19 protein-coding genes are annotated in these 15,052 nt (G+C 58.9%); 13 read left to right on the top strand and 6 right to left on the bottom strand.

All coding sequences use genetic code 11. From position 1 onward, the window contains the following. Window positions 1–4: 4 nt before the first annotated feature. Entirely contained in the window at window positions 5–220 is a 216-nt protein-coding gene (locus P1K88_RS14625) for a heavy-metal-associated domain-containing protein (protein ID WP_006432883.1), read from the bottom strand. A 199-nt stretch (window positions 221–419) separates the two neighbouring features. Between P1K88_RS14625 and P1K88_RS14620 the strand changes: the two genes are divergently transcribed. Beyond that, window positions 420–944: an ArsR/SmtB family transcription factor gene (locus tag P1K88_RS14620; protein WP_379786760.1), complete on the top strand. Its 525-nt coding sequence runs from the start codon at window positions 420–422 to the stop codon at window positions 942–944. A gap of 19 nt (window positions 945–963) precedes the next feature. Here the strand turns inward: P1K88_RS14620 and P1K88_RS14615 are convergent, their stop codons facing one another. Both P1K88_RS14615 and P1K88_RS14610 read right to left on the bottom strand, forming a co-directional pair. Next, the gene (locus tag P1K88_RS14615; protein ID WP_276410963.1) at window positions 964–1,608 is read right to left on the bottom strand and encodes a hypothetical protein; all 645 of its coding nucleotides are present in this window, start codon (window positions 1,606–1,608) and stop codon (window positions 964–966) included. Between the two features lie 14 nt (window positions 1,609–1,622). Next, window positions 1,623–2,003 carry an SHOCT domain-containing protein gene (locus P1K88_RS14610; protein WP_276410962.1) on the bottom strand — a complete coding sequence of 127 codons (381 nt, stop codon included), beginning with the start codon at window positions 2,001–2,003 and terminating at the stop codon, window positions 1,623–1,625. 332 nt (window positions 2,004–2,335) lie between these two features. On the opposite strand from P1K88_RS14610, the gene P1K88_RS14605 reads away from it, so the two are divergent. The 12 genes from P1K88_RS14605 to P1K88_RS14555 all read left to right on the top strand — a co-directional run bounded on the left by P1K88_RS14605 (window position 2,336) and on the right by P1K88_RS14555 (window position 11,151). Next, complete coding sequence (locus P1K88_RS14605) at window positions 2,336–2,647, top strand: hypothetical protein (protein ID WP_276410961.1); 312 nt, start codon at window positions 2,336–2,338, stop codon at window positions 2,645–2,647. Beyond that, on the top strand, window positions 2,644–3,333 hold the full coding sequence (locus P1K88_RS18485) for an NAD(P)-dependent oxidoreductase (RefSeq protein WP_379786761.1): 690 nt from the start codon (window positions 2,644–2,646) through the stop codon (window positions 3,331–3,333). The genes P1K88_RS14605 and P1K88_RS18485 overlap by 4 nt, the downstream gene beginning before the upstream one ends. A 162-nt stretch (window positions 3,334–3,495) precedes the next feature. Continuing rightward, a complete protein-coding gene (locus tag P1K88_RS14600) occupies window positions 3,496–4,890 on the top strand; it encodes a permease (protein ID WP_276410960.1) in 1,395 nt (464 codons plus the stop codon). Window positions 4,891–5,015: 125 nt separating this feature from the next. Beyond that, the gene (locus P1K88_RS14595; RefSeq protein ID WP_276410959.1) at window positions 5,016–5,615 is read left to right on the top strand and encodes a helix-turn-helix transcriptional regulator; all 600 of its coding nucleotides are present in this window, start codon (window positions 5,016–5,018) and stop codon (window positions 5,613–5,615) included. Between the two features lie 168 nt (window positions 5,616–5,783). After that, the gene (locus tag P1K88_RS14590) at window positions 5,784–6,128 is read left to right on the top strand and encodes a hypothetical protein (protein WP_276410958.1); all 345 of its coding nucleotides are present in this window, start codon (window positions 5,784–5,786) and stop codon (window positions 6,126–6,128) included. Between the two features lie 57 nt (window positions 6,129–6,185). After that, entirely contained in the window at window positions 6,186–6,542 is a 357-nt protein-coding gene (locus P1K88_RS14585; RefSeq protein WP_276410957.1) for an SHOCT domain-containing protein, read from the top strand. A 98-nt stretch (window positions 6,543–6,640) separates the two neighbouring features. Continuing rightward, window positions 6,641–7,057 carry a DUF302 domain-containing protein gene (locus tag P1K88_RS14580; protein WP_276414153.1) on the top strand — a complete coding sequence of 139 codons (417 nt, stop codon included), beginning with the start codon at window positions 6,641–6,643 and terminating at the stop codon, window positions 7,055–7,057. A 6-nt stretch (window positions 7,058–7,063) separates the two neighbouring features. Then, the gene (locus tag P1K88_RS14575) at window positions 7,064–7,399 is read left to right on the top strand and encodes an SHOCT domain-containing protein (RefSeq protein ID WP_276410956.1); all 336 of its coding nucleotides are present in this window, start codon (window positions 7,064–7,066) and stop codon (window positions 7,397–7,399) included. A 175-nt stretch (window positions 7,400–7,574) separates the two neighbouring features. Then, complete coding sequence (locus P1K88_RS14570) at window positions 7,575–7,883, top strand: thioredoxin family protein (protein WP_276410955.1); 309 nt, start codon at window positions 7,575–7,577, stop codon at window positions 7,881–7,883. Between the two features lie 103 nt (window positions 7,884–7,986). Beyond that, window positions 7,987–8,634, top strand: a complete 648-nt coding sequence (locus tag P1K88_RS14565) for a plastocyanin/azurin family copper-binding protein (protein WP_276410954.1) — start codon at window positions 7,987–7,989, stop codon at window positions 8,632–8,634. 346 nt (window positions 8,635–8,980) lie between these two features. Then, complete coding sequence (locus P1K88_RS14560) at window positions 8,981–9,967, top strand: PLP-dependent cysteine synthase family protein (protein WP_276410953.1); 987 nt, start codon at window positions 8,981–8,983, stop codon at window positions 9,965–9,967. Next, window positions 9,964–11,151, top strand: a complete 1,188-nt coding sequence (locus tag P1K88_RS14555; RefSeq protein ID WP_276410952.1) for a cystathionine gamma-synthase — start codon at window positions 9,964–9,966, stop codon at window positions 11,149–11,151. The genes P1K88_RS14560 and P1K88_RS14555 overlap by 4 nt, the downstream gene beginning before the upstream one ends. A gap of 1 nt (window position 11,152) precedes the next feature. Here P1K88_RS14555 and P1K88_RS14550 read toward each other — a convergent pair whose 3' ends face one another. The 3 genes from P1K88_RS14550 to P1K88_RS14545 are packed head-to-tail and all read right to left on the bottom strand — an operon-like array spanning window position 11,153 to window position 14,999. Then, window positions 11,153–12,154, bottom strand: coding sequence for a DUF63 family protein (locus tag P1K88_RS14550; protein ID WP_276410951.1), 1,002 nt, complete (start codon window positions 12,152–12,154; stop codon window positions 11,153–11,155). Next, the gene (locus tag P1K88_RS18480) at window positions 12,151–12,375 is read right to left on the bottom strand and encodes a DUF7123 family protein (RefSeq protein ID WP_419181074.1); all 225 of its coding nucleotides are present in this window, start codon (window positions 12,373–12,375) and stop codon (window positions 12,151–12,153) included. The genes P1K88_RS14550 and P1K88_RS18480 overlap by 4 nt, the downstream gene beginning before the upstream one ends. A gap of 17 nt (window positions 12,376–12,392) precedes the next feature. Then, window positions 12,393–14,999, bottom strand: coding sequence for a heavy metal translocating P-type ATPase (locus P1K88_RS14545; protein ID WP_276410950.1), 2,607 nt, complete (start codon window positions 14,997–14,999; stop codon window positions 12,393–12,395). Between the last annotated feature and the right edge of the window lie 53 nt (window positions 15,000–15,052).

Genomic DNA, 15,052 nt, shown 5'->3' with positions numbered 1-15,052 from the left:
GGTATTAGGCGGGCTGGGGCGTGTACCCCTGGTTTTCGATGGTCTGTGCGAAGGCGTCGGGGTCGGCGACGCTGTCGTCGTACTCGATCTCGACGCGGCCGGTCGCGTAGTGGACTTCGACGTGCTGGACGCCGTCGACGTTTGAGAGGGCGCGTTCGACGGTGCTTGCACAGGTCGGGCAATCGAAGTCGAGGACGCGGAACTGGGTTGTGTTGCTCATTACAGTTTGAGGTAGTGCCCGTATCCCAATAAGTATTTTTTAGATGATATGTTTGAATGCGGAAATAAGCTGTTGGAATAGTCAAACAGGTCGTCTAGGGCTTTCGACCTCACGGATCCGTTCGGGACTAGTTCCTCGGTGGTTGCCTCTTCGATCGCGTCCCGCTACCTTTTCCCTCGTTCTCACTCTCAGTTCCTATATGAATAATTCCGATACCGACCACCGTCTCGACGACATCGCGGTGCGAGACACCCGGATTTCGGACGCCATCGACGAACCGATGCGAGCAATGATCCTCGATATTCTGTCTGAGGAGGCCTCGACTGCGACCGAGGTCCACAGCCGTCTTGAGGACCGCGGCGTCGACCGGACGGAAAATACGGTTCGACACCACATCAACGAGCTCCGGGACGCCGGTCTCGTCGACGTCGTGCGCTTCGAAGAGGGGCGCGGTGGGACGACGAAGTACTATCATGCGAATACTATCGTCCTTTCGTACTCGCTGCCGGATTCGGCTGACGCCGCCGTGGAGGAGATGATCGACGCCGTCCAGCCCCAGATTACGGACGCGCTCACCACGCTCACGGATGAGTACGACGATTCGATCGAGGAGATAGTCGCGGATATGCAGCCCTGCGAGCACTGCCGAACCCAGAAGTACGAGACGTACGTCCTCTTGACCGTCCTGCGACGTGCGTTCGTACGTGCTCACCGAGACCCCTGAGCTAGCTCTTCCTCTGTTCTCAGGTCGTTGCTCGTGTCGTCCGGCGATATCCTCCGTAGACTGCTGGTAATCCGAGCGGGAATGCGAGGAGTCCAAACCCAAGGAGAGCATACCCATCGCCGTACTGGTGTCGGATTGCGAGTAGTGTCGCGACAATTCCGAATAGCGCAATCACATAGGCTGCGTTGCTCCAGACCACGTCATATGAGGAGCAGTACAGCCAGCAGACGAACGTGTAGGAGGGGGCATTCCAGGTCGGTGGATGGAGCTTCGGCCAGAAGAACCGGCAGTACGTCGTCCAGCCGAGCATCGCCAGCGTGGGAAGTCCTGCGAGCCATGTCGTCGACCCGAATGGCGTCCGAGCACCGACTCGTCTGTAGCCAGCGAGGAACAACGCCGGAAATCCGAGGATCCACAGCCAGATGCCGATAGTGTATGTCACGGGCCAGTGTTCAATCCGTGGTTGCTCGAAGGGAAGTCGGAGCGACTCCGGTAGCGTCGCCCAAGGGAATGAGGGATCAGGGACTGGATTCGTAACGAATGCGATCAGAAAGAGTCCCGTCCCGACAAGTAGTGCGTAGAGGCCCAACGTTGTATATCGGTCGAGCCAAGGCGGGAGTGACGGGTACGCCGTTGTGGGATGGTGATCGGATGTGCCCGTCATTCCTCGAATCAGTCTTACTGTGACTCCGTGTCGCGTTTGAGCGCCTCTCGTCGTTGTTCGTATTCGTCGTCGGTCAATTCGCCACGAGCGTACGCGAGTCGGAGTTCTTCGAGTGCCTGGTTCGAGTTGCTCTTGTTCCCTGCTATTGCTTGGTAGAGTAGGTATCCACCAACGAGGAGGGCTGCGAGGAACAGGAGCTGCATCACGATGCCGACGACGTACATCCAGCCAGACATCGTTCCGTCACCCCACATATGGCCGCCCCAAGTACCACCCATCATCGGGCCAACTCCCATCATCCCGAAGCCCATGAAGAACATCGGGAAGAGGACGAACGCACCGATGATAATGAGGACAATCGTAATGAGTCGGATATCATCTGTTTTGTCAGGCATAGTTTTCCCTCCATGAGATCCATTTCTAGTAATCAATACGGCTTCCCTATTCAATGCGATTGTGTCTTTTCTTCTTGCGATCTATCCCGTGGATACTTTTGACATCCAGGTATTGGGACAGTTTTGCGTTCGAATCCAATCTAATTCTGGGAGCCGTCGCGCTGTCACGCTGACTCACCGGATCGGATCGTGCGAAGATAGAGATTCAGTAATGAATCAAACCCGTGACGTGGTGCCTTTCTGTCTTCATATTGTGGTTGGTAGCAGTTCGATATAGCTGGTTTCGAATCGTATCCACAAACTCAGTGAATTGCCCACTCGTAGTGTTTCATATGAATACACCACCTGAGCAAACCGGCGTTCGTGAGACTCCAGAATCCAGTCAGGTATCACCGCGTCTTGATCCACTTCCATTTGCTGCGGCAGCAGCTACGGTCGCGGCTGTGATCATGCTTCTACTGGGTCTCTTCGGGGCGATCGGAGTCTACGAAGGCGGGGTCGAGATGATGGAGCAGTGGCATTTGTTCTTCACGCCGACACCCGCTGGGACTATTGCTGGAATCCTTGAAGCAGTGATCATTACCGGGGTATTCACCTACCTGTTTGCTGAGATGTACAACCGCTTTACCGGTTCACTTTCATGAAACTCGCTGTGTTTGGGGCGACTGGTGGGACAGGTCGACGTTTGATAACGCAGGCGCTCGCAGCCGATTATGACGTACGGGCCCTTACCCGATCCCAGGCTAAACTCCCGTCAGGTGAGCAAATCACAGCTATCGAAGGAAATGTCTTGGATCCAGAGGCAGTCTCTGAAACAGTTGAGAATACAGACACCGTGGTTTGTCTCCTTGGGCGGACACCGAACAACCCACCGGATATCGTGTCGCGGGGGACTCGGAACATTATCGAGGCGATGGATGACCGGCCAGTCAGCCGATTACTCGTCTTAACTTCGATGGGTCTCGGTTCAAGCTCTAAAACCGTTCCGTGGTATGTCCGAATTGCAAACGCAACCGCTCTCCACGATCTGATGGCAGACAAGGCACGGCAAGAAGAACTGGTTATGCAAAGCGACCTCGACTGGACGATCGTACGGCCCGGTGGATTGACGGACGCACCGCGAACCGGCGAATACATCCATGGTGTCGATATTGACGCCAGTGCCCGGCCGATTTCACGGGCTGATGTCGCTGACTTTCTGTTAGAGACGCTCAGAAACGACTCGTATATTCGAGAAGCACCAGTAGTAACTACCCGACAAAGCGTTGAAATCGGATTTCTCTGGGAACAGACGACGACACTCGCACGTCGGCTCCTCGGCTCACGATAGTCGAAGCGCGCGCTCTGTCTGCGAAGGTAGCGAGAGCTTGATTTTCACTCTCTTTTCGCGAGATCGTCCCGGTTCATACTTTTGTTTCCATAGTTTGGACACCCTGGCAGCGGATGTTTTCTAACGACAATTGCAATAGATGATTCCTACGATAATGTAACCATGCAGGCGACGATAATTGATGGTGTCCTCGAATCTCTCCGCATCGGTGTCGGGTTTCTCTGGACGGCGGCGTGGGCGATCATTATGGGGCTCACGATAACGAGTCTCGTTCAAGTCTACGTCTCGAAGGAACGGATGGCACAGGTGCTGGGTGAGGGCGATCTAACTGGACTAACCAAGGCGACTGTGTTCGGAGCAGCGAGTAGTGGCTGTAGTTTTGGGGCCCTCGCCATCGGGAAGGGCTTGTTCAAGAAGGGGGCGCACGCGGTGAACTTCCTCGCGTTCATGTTCGCGTCGACGAACCTCATCGTCGAACTCGGACTGATGATCTTGATCCTGCTAGGGTGGGAATTCCTCCTCGCGGAGTTGCTCGGCGGCCTGATCCTCATCGCCGTCATGGCGGTCATCGTTCACCTGACGCTCCCCGAGAACCTGTTTAACGAAGTCCGAGAAACGCTCAACGAACGTGATCACGCATCGGGCGTCACGGAAGATCCCACCTGCGGGATGGAGGGGAAAGACGAGTACACGCTCACGACCGACGGCGGTGAGACGCTCAAATTCTGCTCGGAGGGCTGTATGGAAACCTACCGCCAGGAGACGTCGAGTAGCGGCGGGTGGCGTGACGAGTTGCTGTCGTGGGGTGGCTGGTACAAGGTCGGGAATCAGTACCGTAAGGAGTGGTCGATGATCTGGAAGGACATCGTTGCCGGCTTTCTCATCTCCGGGTTCGTCATCGTGTTCGTCCCGCAGTGGGTCTGGAACACCCTGTTCATCCAGGGCGACGGCCTGCTCGTGACTGCCGAGAACGCCGTCATGGGCGTCATCATCGCCGTGCTCAGTTTCGTCGGTAGTATGGGGAACGTCCCGTTCGCCGTCGCGCTGTGGGGCGGTGGCGTCAGCTTCGCCGGGATCATCGCGTTCGTCTACGCTGACCTCATCACGATCCCCGTGTTGAACGTCTACCGGAAGTACTACGGCTGGAAGATCATGCTGTACATCCTCGGCGTCTTCTTCGTCACGATGGCGTTCACCGGCTTCCTAATGGAGCTGCTATTCGACGCCTTCGGCATCATCCCGGACCTCGCGGGTGGCGAGACGGCAACCGAGCAGACGTACTTCGAACTCAACTACACGTTCTACCTCAACCTCATCGCCTTCGCGCTCTCCGGGTTCCTGCTGTACGTGTACCGGCGTGGCCTCGGTGCACCGGGTCAGTATCGTGATCCGGTCTGTGGGATGCGAACCGACGATGAGGGGCCGAGCGCGTCCCATGATGGGGCGACGTACCATTTTTGCTCGAAGACCTGCAAGCGCACGTTCGAAGAAGAACCAACGGAATTTGCTGATCAAAGCCCGCAGATATCAAGTCACGATCACGACCATGACCACTGATGATCGCACTGTGGTTATTCCGCTGAGAAGGGATTCATCATCACAGTTTCAATCCGCAATTGTCACACCTGACGCGCCCAAATGGACGGTATGAATAGTCAAATCTCGCAATTCGGGGCCGCCATATGAAACGCCGTCGAGCAGATACTGCCGTCGGTGTGGTCCTCGGATTCGTCCTCCTAGCCGGCGGGGCACTCAGCTGGCGGGCCTATCAGCAGCGTCGGGCTATCGAGCAATCGATGGGTTCGATGATGGATTCATCTATGGGGGCGATGCACGGTCCAAACCCTCTCTGGTATGTGGTCGGAACTCTGCTGGTCGCAGGTGTTATCGGTGGCGTCTATTACGTGGTTCGAGGAAATCTCACCGACTCGGAAGAGGCGAACTCAGCGGAGCATATCGATTCCGATCAGACATCGGCGACAACACCTACATCGATGAATCAGGAAACTTCACCAACGACGTCTATCAACCCAGAATCGAATCCGCAAGCGCGCGTGCTCGATCTCTTACCGGATGATGAACGACGCGTCCTCGAACCAGTCCTGAAGTCTCCCGGAATCACACAGATCGAACTTCGGGATCGATCTGAGTTTTCGAAGAGCAAAGTGAGCCAGACCGTGAGTTCACTCGAGGAGCGCGGTCTGCTGTATCGGGAACGACAAGGTCGGACTTATCGCGTATATCCGAGTGATGATCTTCGGCAGCAATACACGGGACAATAGTCCCTATCTATCGGGCGCTCTCCCTCTCGAATTCTGCAGGTATGAACGACCTTCGTGGAGCAAAACGGTTAAAAGCGGTTATAGACGTTCTCGAACGGTCTGCTGTTTGGATTTACACCCACGAGGATAACCCCGAACCCATCGTATGACTACGTGAGGCAAAAGACAATGACCAACCGAAACCTCGGAGGATGGCTGTTCGTGGCGCTCGCGATCGTCGGACTCGCGTTTGCCGTACCCGTTGTCAGCGCACACGGTAACGACACGACCGCTGACGACGCGCCCACGGACAATGCCACCGCAGATGACTGGGCGACCCGGATGGAAGTGCAGATGACCGAACACATGGGTCCTGGTAGCGTCGAGTGGATGGAGTCGCACATGGGTGTGACTGTCGACGAGATGGCCCAGGACATGGCTGACGAGGAATACCACGACGGGGCAGACAAGAGATACCACGACAGGACTGACGGCAACTACAACGGCGGGATGTACGGGCAGGGCCACTGTTGACGGCCCTGACCGTTTCAATCGTTTCAACCGAACACCGCGATTCACCAGCTCGAGAAAATGACGCAATTCATCACTCACATCGGACGCACTGCTCGTAGACTCGCGTTACTCGCCGTCCCGCTGCTGGTCGCAGCGACTGGAACGGCTGCTGCCCACGGTGGCGGGAGGTACAGTGGCGGGATGATGGGCGGGAGCGGCTGGGGCCTCTTCGGCGGAGCGATGGGGCTCTGGGGACTGCTTTGGATGGGGATTCTCCTCGCCGTCCCGCTCTACATCGTCTATGCGCTCCTCAATAGAGAATCCGGCGGGAGCGACGAGCAGTCGCTATCGGTTCTCCGTGAGCGCTACGCCCGCGGTGATCTCTCGGACGATGAATTCGATCGACGGCGAAAAGAACTCGAACGAACCGGATGACTGGATCCGTTGCTGTTCAGCCGAGACGTCACACTCTCACTCAACGGCCGTTGTGTTGGAACCCAACCCTTAACCATATAGAATGAGTATTGCACATAATGGACTATACAATACAAACAGAAGTAGCCGGCGAGTTCGACGACGTCGTCGACACGACAATGGCAGCGCTCAAAGACGAAGGATTCGGCGTCCTCTGTGACATCGACATCCAGGCGACGCTCAAGGAGAAACTCGGCGAAGAATTCCGTCAGTATCGCATTCTCGGTGCATGCAATCCCCCGCTGGCATACGAGGGACTGACCGAAGAAATCGAACTCGGCGCACTCCTCCCGTGTAACGTCATTGTCTACGAGACCGATGACGGCGATATCGTCGTGAGTGCCGTTGATCCGCAGCAATTAGTCGGGATCGCAGACAACGATGGGCTCGACTCCATCGCGACCGAAGTCACCGAACGCTTCGAGCGTGTTCTCTCGGCTGTCGGCGACGAATACGAATCCACGCCGGAGGCCTGATCTTCGATGTCTTCGTCGAACCAGCTCGACACCACGACAATCGTTCTCCTGATCTTCGGAGCGATCATCGTGCTCCCGTTGCTCACGATGGGGATGGGATTCGGCGGAATGATGGGCTACGGCGGTACCAACAGCGGATGGTGGCCGTTCGTCGGGATGCTCGTTCAGATCATCTTCTTCCTCATCCTCCTCGGCGGTGGCTACCTCCTCTTCCGACGTGCGAATGAAGGCCAGACGTCTCAAAATCCCGCGATGGAGGAACTCCGCACGGCGTACGCTCGCGGCGATCTCACCGACGAAGAGTTCGAATCCCGCCGCGACAAACTCGAACGGTCGGAGTAGACCAACGAGTACTCACCACGATGCGGATACTCCAAGCTTGTGTACTCGATTTCATTTGTCAGGCTATTCCCTATCACCACTGTGTGAGCGCGTCTTTGAATCAAATATCTGGGACACTCTCAGCTTACGATTCTGAATAGTAATGTGAATAAGTTACAAGACCGTAGTATACAATGTGACCGAAGTCATCCTCTTCACCCAACAGACGTGTGGGGCATGCGCAACACAGCGGGAGAAAAACGACGGCCTCGAGGACACGTATCCGGATGTGGAGTTCCGGGAGGTCGACATCCAGAAAGATCTGGAAACGGCCGAGGAATACGGCGTCCGGAAGACGCCGACGACACTCGTCTACGCGAGCGGTAAACAGACCGCCGAGTTCATCGGCATCGTCGAGCGGAACGACTTGGAGTCAGCTATCGAGAGCGCGACCCAGCAGTCGTCTGGACTCGCCCAACGTCTCGTCGATGTCGTGCGAACATAACGACCACCAGACCAATTCAAACCACATGACGAACTATAATCGACGTCAGTTTCTGGGAGTGCTCGGTGGCGGCGCAGTCGCCAGCGCAGGCCTCTCTCAGCCAGTGAGCGCACAGGAGACGCCCGTCGTGAAGATGGGCAACAACTACTTTGACCCGATCGGACTCCACGTCGAACCCGGCACGACCGTCCGCTTCGAGATAGCAGCCGGTGCACACTCGGCGACGGCCTATCCGGACCGCGTTCCCGCCGACGGGACGGCCTTCGATAGCGGCACAATCTCGCAGGGGAGCTTCGAGTACACGTTCGAGGCCCCCGGCACGTACGACTATTATTGCATCCCACACAAGTCGGTCGGCATGGTCGGCCGCATCGTCGTCGGAAACCCCGGGGGACCGGCCGAAGAGAGCTCGATCCCCGACGGCGAGGTTCCCGATAGCGATACGATCGTCCAGAACGGCGCCGTGGCCGTCGGCTCGGACGTCGACGGAAGCGGGAGCACCGATGGTGGCATGATGGGGCCCGGCGGAGGGGGCATGATGGGTGGCTCGAGGGGCGGGTGGGGCGGTGTCCCGTTCGTCGGCGGGGCACTCGGAATGCTGGGATTGGTGGGCGGACTCCTCTACTGGGCAACGGCTCGAGGGGATGCACCTTCAGAGAGTGACGATTCCGCGATGGAAACCCTCCAACGCCGTTACGCACGAGGAGAAATCGACGAAGAAGAGTTCCAGAAGCGTCGTGAACGGCTGTAGAACGGGTGAAACGCCCCATTTTCCTGCGTATCGAGAACGGATTCGGGTAGGACGTCGGTGCTGACTTTCAGTTCCAAAGAGGAAACCACAAAAGACAGCGTCTCATAGGTCTTCGTATGAGGCGAGCCCCCTCGGTTGAGGGAACTGCCGTGACGGTTCCATCACGGCGTGCCCGCGATCACGGCTCGGCGTCCCGCCGGCAGCGGCGGGTGACACACCGACTGCACTCCCGCACTGCTATCCTCGCGGACTGTTTCTGCGCTGGGTCTTCGGGCTGTCGCTGTTGTTGACGGATTCCCGTCAACGAGCGTACCGGCCACAGATTGCCCCCATATGACCCAGAGATATGACTCGTCACAACGACTCCGACGCATCGCTCCTCGGAACAATCGGTAATACACCGATCGTCGAACTCGACGCGACGCCTAGCGACGTTTCCGTCTACGCGAAACTGGAGAGGTTCAATCCCGGCGGCAGCGTGAAAGACCGAATCGGCAAGCACATCCTCGAACGACTCCTCGAACGCGGCGACGTTCCGCCCGGCGGCACGATCGTCGAACCGACCGCCGGAAACACTGGCATCGGAATGGCGATTGCCGCCAATCGACTCGGGCTGGAGACGGTCTTCGTCGTTCCCCGCGGATTCAGCGAGGAGAAAGAACGACTGATGGCCGCGCTCGGTGCGGAGATCGTTCATGTCTCCGGTGACGCGGGGATGAGCGAGGCTGCCGAAACGGCCCACGAGATCGCCGACCGGCGCGACGACGCCGTCGTTCCACAGCAGTTTGGGACGCCGTTGAACGTCGAAGCCCACTACGAGACAACGGGCCAGGAGATTCTCAACACCCTCGGCGAGCACGTCGGCGCAATCGTTGCGGGCGTCGGTTCCGGCGGGACGCTGATGGGCATCACCCGGGCCGTGCGCGAGCATGTCCCCAACGTCCACGTCGTAGCCGTCGAACCGGAGGGCTCGACGTTTGGCGAACTCCTGAACCGAGAACGCGAAGAGGCGCCCTACAAGACCGAAGGCATCGGCACACACGACCCGGACGTGACCGAGCTGCTCGATCCAGCCGCGATAGACGACATTCGGACGGTTAGCGACCGGGACACACACGCCGAAGTGACCCGTCTCGCCGCTGAGGAGGGGCATCTCGTCGGCTCCAGTTCGGGTGCGGCGAGCGTCGCTGCACGCGAGGTCGCTGAAGAGGCCGCGGCTGGTGAACTTGATCTCCCAGCACCTGCCGTCGTTACGGTGTTTCCCGATGGCAGCGAACGGTACCTCTCGAAGAACATCTACGGTTCCTTCGAGACCTGGGAGGGGAAAGCATGAGCGACGACCAGCGAGACGAGACGCACGACGCTGGCCGGTTCGACACGCGGGCGATCCACGGCGGCCAACGCCCGGATCCGGATACCGGCGCAGTCATGACGCCCATCTACGCCTCCTCGACGTTCGCCCAGGACGCGCCCGGCGATCACCGTGGCTACGAGTACTCGCGGACCGGTAATCCAACGCGTGCAGCGCTGGAAGCGAACCTCGCCAGCCTCGAAAGCGGAGCGTACGGACGGGCCTTCGCCAGCGGGATGGCCGCGATCAACACGGTCCTGAATCTGCTCGAAGCAGGCGATCACGTCGTGGTCGGTGAAGATGTCTACGGCGGGACCCATCGGCTATTCACGCAGGTCTACAAGGATTACGACCTCGCGTTCGACTTCGTCGACACGACCGACCGCGACGCGGTCCTGGCGGCAGTCTCTCCGGAGACGGAACTCGTGTGGCTCGAGACGCCCACGAATCCACTGATGCAGGTCGTCGATATCGCGGACATCGCGGAAATTTCCCACGATCGCGGCGCTCTCTGTGCCGTGGACAACACGTTTGCAACGCCGTATCTCCAGCGCCCCCTGGAGTTGGGCGCTGACATCGTCGCCCATTCGCTGACGAAGTACCTCGGCGGTCACTCCGATGTCGTCGGCGGTGCTCTCGTTACCCACGACGAAGGTCTCGACGAGCAGTTGGGGTTCTACCAGAACAGCGTGGGGGCGACGCCGGATCCGTTCGTGTGCTTCCTCGTCCTCCGGGGAACGAAGACGCTCCCCGTCCGGATGGATCGACACAGTGAGAACGCCCGCGACCTGGCGGCGTGGCTCGACGATCATCCGGCTGTCGACCGAGTGTACTATCCGGGACTGGATTCCCATCCACAACACGACCTGGCCGCCACGCAGATGGACGACTTCGGGGGGATGTTGAGCTTCGAACTCGACGGTACGCTGGAGATGGCGGAGACACTCGTTTCCGCGACCGAGGTGTTCACGCTGGCGGAAAGCCTCGGGGGCGTCGAGAGTCTTATCGAACAGCCTGCAACGATGACCCACGCGTCGGTCCCTCGTGAAGTGCGACAGGAAGCAGGAATCACCGACGGGCTCATCCGTGTGAGTGTCGGTCTCGAAGACGTGGCAGACCTCCGCGCAGATCTCGACCGAGCACTGACAGCTGCGATGCAGTCCTAAGTTAGATACCAAGCATCATTCGGAGTGACCCTCTGACACCCATCGGAAGCCCGATAGCCCCGATGAAGAACGCTATCATCCACCACCACGTATGATTCAACTCCTCTTTCGCAGCAGCGAGATACCACACGATGCCGAGAGTCACGAGCAGTTTGAGGACGAACGTCGACCCGGAGAATCCAGTCGCCTGGTACACGAGATTCGTGACGAACAACTTGGGGGAGTAGCCGAGGAACGTCACACCGATGAGATTCTGCGCAGCGTCCCACGTTTGCCCGAAGACAGCCAGCAGGACTATCGGATGTCGAAGGTGGGCGATAGTGGCGAAACTCGCGCCCCAGTAGTAGAGTCCGGTCACGCCGAGCGCTATCCCCGTTGTCGCGACAGGAACCCATAGGCGGAGTGGGGTCGACGTCGAGAGGCCGTGCCAAACAGCCCACCCGACGGCCCCGACAGCCCACACCGACCCGACAAGCTCGACTGTTAGCGGGATAGATCCGATACTTTGGTCACGCACGAGTGCACCGACACCGAGCGCGAGGATGGTGACAGCGGTCACGACGATGTAAATCGATGGCGTGATGAACCACACCGCGTAGTCGCCGAGCAGTCCGATATCCTCGAGGGCGCGCATCGCCCCACCAGCGATGATGATCGGAGCGAACCCGTAGGCCAGTCGTGCGTCGAACGTGACGTCGAGTTGGTCGAGATACGCTCGTAGTCCGGGGAGGCTGTACACGACTGCTGCGAGGTAGATTATCGTGTTCACCGCGTTGTAGCCCTGGACAGCACGAATCCCCTCGTGCGTGACTGACTGACCGGCCGCATCGGCGACGACTGGTCCCCAGAGATACTGCCAGATGAACCGGTCGTAGACCAGCGTCGGGAACACGGGGAGGCCCCCACCGATGAGGACGAGCGGGGCCAGCAGGTACAGCGCCCACCACTCGCGTGAGCCGGTCTCCGGAAGGGCAGTCTCGACGCGTCGGGTGACAGTACTCACGACTCGTTCACCTCCAATCGCCACGTCGTGCTTTTCGAGCGCCCCCACTGTTCGAGTGAAACGATCGTGAGTCCGTCCTGGAGCTGGCTGAGGTACTGCGCGACTGCCTTGGGAGATCCGTCAAGGTCGCTGGCAATCTCGCGAGCCCGGAGGTATATCGGTTCGCTACTGGCTGTCTCGACGAGGTACCTCTGAACCGTTTGGCGGGAAATATTCGACATTGATATAGAGACGACGATTAGCGAAGGAATCCGAAGAGCTTGTAGTCGTGATCGGGGGTGTATCGGCGGAACAGCAGGCTGTTCGTCAGCACCGACACCGACGAGAACGCCATTGCTGCTGCAGCGAGCACGGGCTGTAGGAGGCCGAGCGACGCTAACGGAATCATCGCCGTGTTGTACCCGAGCGCCCACACGAGGTTCTGCTTGATCTTCTGGAGTGTCGCGTCCGAGATGCGGATCGCCTTTACCACGTCGAGCGGGTCGTCTCGCATCAGCGTGACGTCCGCAGCCTCGATGGCGACATCGGTGCCGGAGCCGATTGCTGTCCCGACGTGGGCCACCGCGAGCGCCGGCGCGTCGTTGACGCCGTCGCCCACCATCATCGCCTGCCGCCCCTCATCTTGAATACTGTCGACCGCGTTAGACTTGTCCTCAGGAAGGACTCCTGCGCGGACGTTCTTCGGGTCGATACCAACCTGTTTAGCGACCGCACGGGCAGTTCGTTCATTGTCGCCCGTAATCATCATCACGTCAACGCCCCGCCCTTGGAGGGCCGTGACAGCCTGCTTGGAGCTTTCTTTCACTGTGTCGGCGTCCGCGACCACACCTACGAGCTCACCCTCGTAGGCGACCAGCATCGCTGTCTTCCCCTCGTTCTCGAGACGTTCCATCGTCTCTTTGGCGGGCGAGGGTTCGATGCCGTTGTCCCGCAGCAACTTGCGGTTGCCGACCAGCACCTCACTGTCACCAATGACCGCTTTGATGCCGTGGCCCGGAACGTTCTCGAAGTCGTCAGGCTCAGTCACGTCCAGCCCGCGTTCTTCAGCCCCATCGACGATTGCCCGGGCGAGGGGGTGTTCGCTCCCGCTTTCGGCTATCGCCGCCAGCCGAAGCACGTCATCCTCTGAGAGGCGCTCACGAGTGCCGAGCTGTCCACCATCCGGTGTCGGCTCGCCACCGTCAGTCACCGCATTTCCATCGCTATCGAAGACGACCACGTCGGTGAGTTCCATTTCACCCTCCGTGAGGGTGCCCGTCTTGTCGAAGACGACTGTATCGACGTCTTTCGCGCGCTCGAGGATGTCACCGCCCTTGAACAGGACGCCGTTCTGGGCCCCGATAGTCGTCCCGACCATCGTGGCTGCGGGCGTCGCCAGCCCTAGTGCACAGGGACAGGCGATGAGGATCGAGGACGCGAAGACAATAATCGCGAACTCGAAGACCGAAACGGTCCCACCGACTGGAGCAGGGCCGCCAGCGACCTGACCCCACAACGGGAGCCAGTCGACGAAGCCGGCGAGAGCCTCGGGGAATAGGAACCAGACAACACCCCAGAATAGGGCATTCGCGATGACCGCCGGCACGAAGTACGCGGAGATGCGGTCCGCGAGGTTCTGGATGTCAGGCTGGCGCGACTGGGCTTCCTTGACAGTCTGAACGATCTGCTGGAGGGCCGTGTCCTCGCCGACCTTCGTCGCCTCCACAACGAGGACGCCGTTCTCGTTGATCGTCGAGCCGACGACCTCATCGCCCTCTTCTTTCTCTACAGGGACAGATTCGCCAGTGACCATCGACTCGTCGACGGCGGACTGACCGTCGACAACAACACCGTCTGTGGGGATCTTCTCGCCCGGACGGATTTTCATCCGGTCACCCGTTGTGACCTCTTCAAGCGGAATTTCTTCTTCACTGCCGTCCTCGTGGACAATGGTCGCCGTTTCGGCTTCCATTTCGAGGAGCTTCCGGAGGGCCTCACCCGCTTGACCCTTCGACCGAGCTTCGAGGTAGTTACCGAGCGTAATGAACACGAGGATGAGGGCTGCCGTGTCGAAGTAGACCCCACCCGCGATGAGTCCAGACAGGACTGCCACAGAGTATAGATAAGCCGTTGTTGAACCGATCGCAATCAGCACGTCCATATTGGCGCGGCCGTTCTTCACGATCGCCTTGTACGAGTTCTTGTAGAACGGCCAGCCGAGGATCGCCTGCACCGGCGTGGCAAGGAGGAACTCAATCCAGCCGAGTTCCACGCCGAAGACGGCTTCAGGGACGATCGTGCCACCGAGCAGATAATTGTCGATAAGGAAGAAGAGCAACGGTGCCGACAACATTGCCCCAAAGAGGGTCAGCCTGAGTTGCTTCCGGGTCTCAGCCTGTCTGGCGGCATCTCGTGCGTCTTGGCCCGACTCTTCGTCGTCCCCATCTTCGCGGACGGGCGAGTAGCCGGCGTCCTCGATAGCATCGTACAGCGCATCGAGCGACACCTCTGCCGGATTGTAGGTGACCTGCCCTTCATCGGTCGCGTAGTTGACCTTCGCGTTAACGACACCCGGTGTACTCTCAAGAGCGGTTTCGTTGGTCTCGGCGCAGTTGGCACAGGTCATATCGGAGATGGCAATCGTCACCGTCTCCGAGACCGCACCGTACCCGGACTCGTCAATCGCGTCGTAGATCTCTTGGAGCGATACCTCTTCGGGGTCGTAGGTTACGGAACCCTCGTCGGTGGCGAAATTCGCATTCGCCTCCGATACCCCGTCGAGAGATTCGAGAGTGTCCTGAATCGTCGCCGAACAGTTGGCGCAGGACATCCCCGTGATATCGAGACGGATTGTTTGGCTTGTCATGCTTAGTCTATTGTACGGGGTCTAGGTTTAGGCCACTTGCTGCTTCGAGAGGT

This window comes from Haloarcula halobia (assembly GCF_029338255.1).
GTDB classification, from domain to species: Archaea; Halobacteriota; Halobacteria; order Halobacteriales; family Haloarculaceae; genus Haloarcula; species Haloarcula halobia.
Note: the sequence above shows the minus strand (reverse complement) of the source record. Positions and strands in the feature narration are given on the sequence as shown.

What these genes read in the sequence shown, in the direction of transcription:
- P1K88_RS14590 (WP_276410958.1), top strand. Translation starts at nt 5,784, where the DNA reads ATGACCAACCGAAACCTCGGAGGATGGCTGTTCGTGGCGCTCGCGATC.
- P1K88_RS14555 (WP_276410952.1), top strand. Translation starts at nt 9,964, where the DNA reads ATGAGCGACGACCAGCGAGACGAGACGCACGACGCTGGCCGGTTCGAC.
- P1K88_RS14620 (WP_379786760.1), top strand. Translation starts at nt 420, where the DNA reads ATGAATAATTCCGATACCGACCACCGTCTCGACGACATCGCGGTGCGA.
- P1K88_RS14585 (WP_276410957.1), top strand. Translation starts at nt 6,186, where the DNA reads ATGACGCAATTCATCACTCACATCGGACGCACTGCTCGTAGACTCGCG.
- P1K88_RS14560 (WP_276410953.1), top strand. Translation starts at nt 8,981, where the DNA reads ATGACTCGTCACAACGACTCCGACGCATCGCTCCTCGGAACAATCGGT.
- P1K88_RS14610 (WP_276410962.1), bottom strand. Translation starts at nt 2,003, where the DNA reads ATGCCTGACAAAACAGATGATATCCGACTCATTACGATTGTCCTCATT.
- P1K88_RS14575 (WP_276410956.1), top strand. Translation starts at nt 7,064, where the DNA reads ATGTCTTCGTCGAACCAGCTCGACACCACGACAATCGTTCTCCTGATC.
- P1K88_RS14615 (WP_276410963.1), bottom strand. Translation starts at nt 1,608, where the DNA reads ATGACGGGCACATCCGATCACCATCCCACAACGGCGTACCCGTCACTC.
- P1K88_RS18485 (WP_379786761.1), top strand. Translation starts at nt 2,644, where the DNA reads ATGAAACTCGCTGTGTTTGGGGCGACTGGTGGGACAGGTCGACGTTTG.
- P1K88_RS14625 (WP_006432883.1), bottom strand. Translation starts at nt 220, where the DNA reads ATGAGCAACACAACCCAGTTCCGCGTCCTCGACTTCGATTGCCCGACC.
- P1K88_RS14595 (WP_276410959.1), top strand. Translation starts at nt 5,016, where the DNA reads ATGAAACGCCGTCGAGCAGATACTGCCGTCGGTGTGGTCCTCGGATTC.
- P1K88_RS14580 (WP_276414153.1), top strand. Translation starts at nt 6,641, where the DNA reads ATGGACTATACAATACAAACAGAAGTAGCCGGCGAGTTCGACGACGTC.
- P1K88_RS18480 (WP_419181074.1), bottom strand. Translation starts at nt 12,375, where the DNA reads ATGTCGAATATTTCCCGCCAAACGGTTCAGAGGTACCTCGTCGAGACA.
- P1K88_RS14545 (WP_276410950.1), bottom strand. Translation starts at nt 14,999, where the DNA reads ATGACAAGCCAAACAATCCGTCTCGATATCACGGGGATGTCCTGCGCC.
- P1K88_RS14605 (WP_276410961.1), top strand. Translation starts at nt 2,336, where the DNA reads ATGAATACACCACCTGAGCAAACCGGCGTTCGTGAGACTCCAGAATCC.
- P1K88_RS14600 (WP_276410960.1), top strand. Translation starts at nt 3,496, where the DNA reads ATGCAGGCGACGATAATTGATGGTGTCCTCGAATCTCTCCGCATCGGT.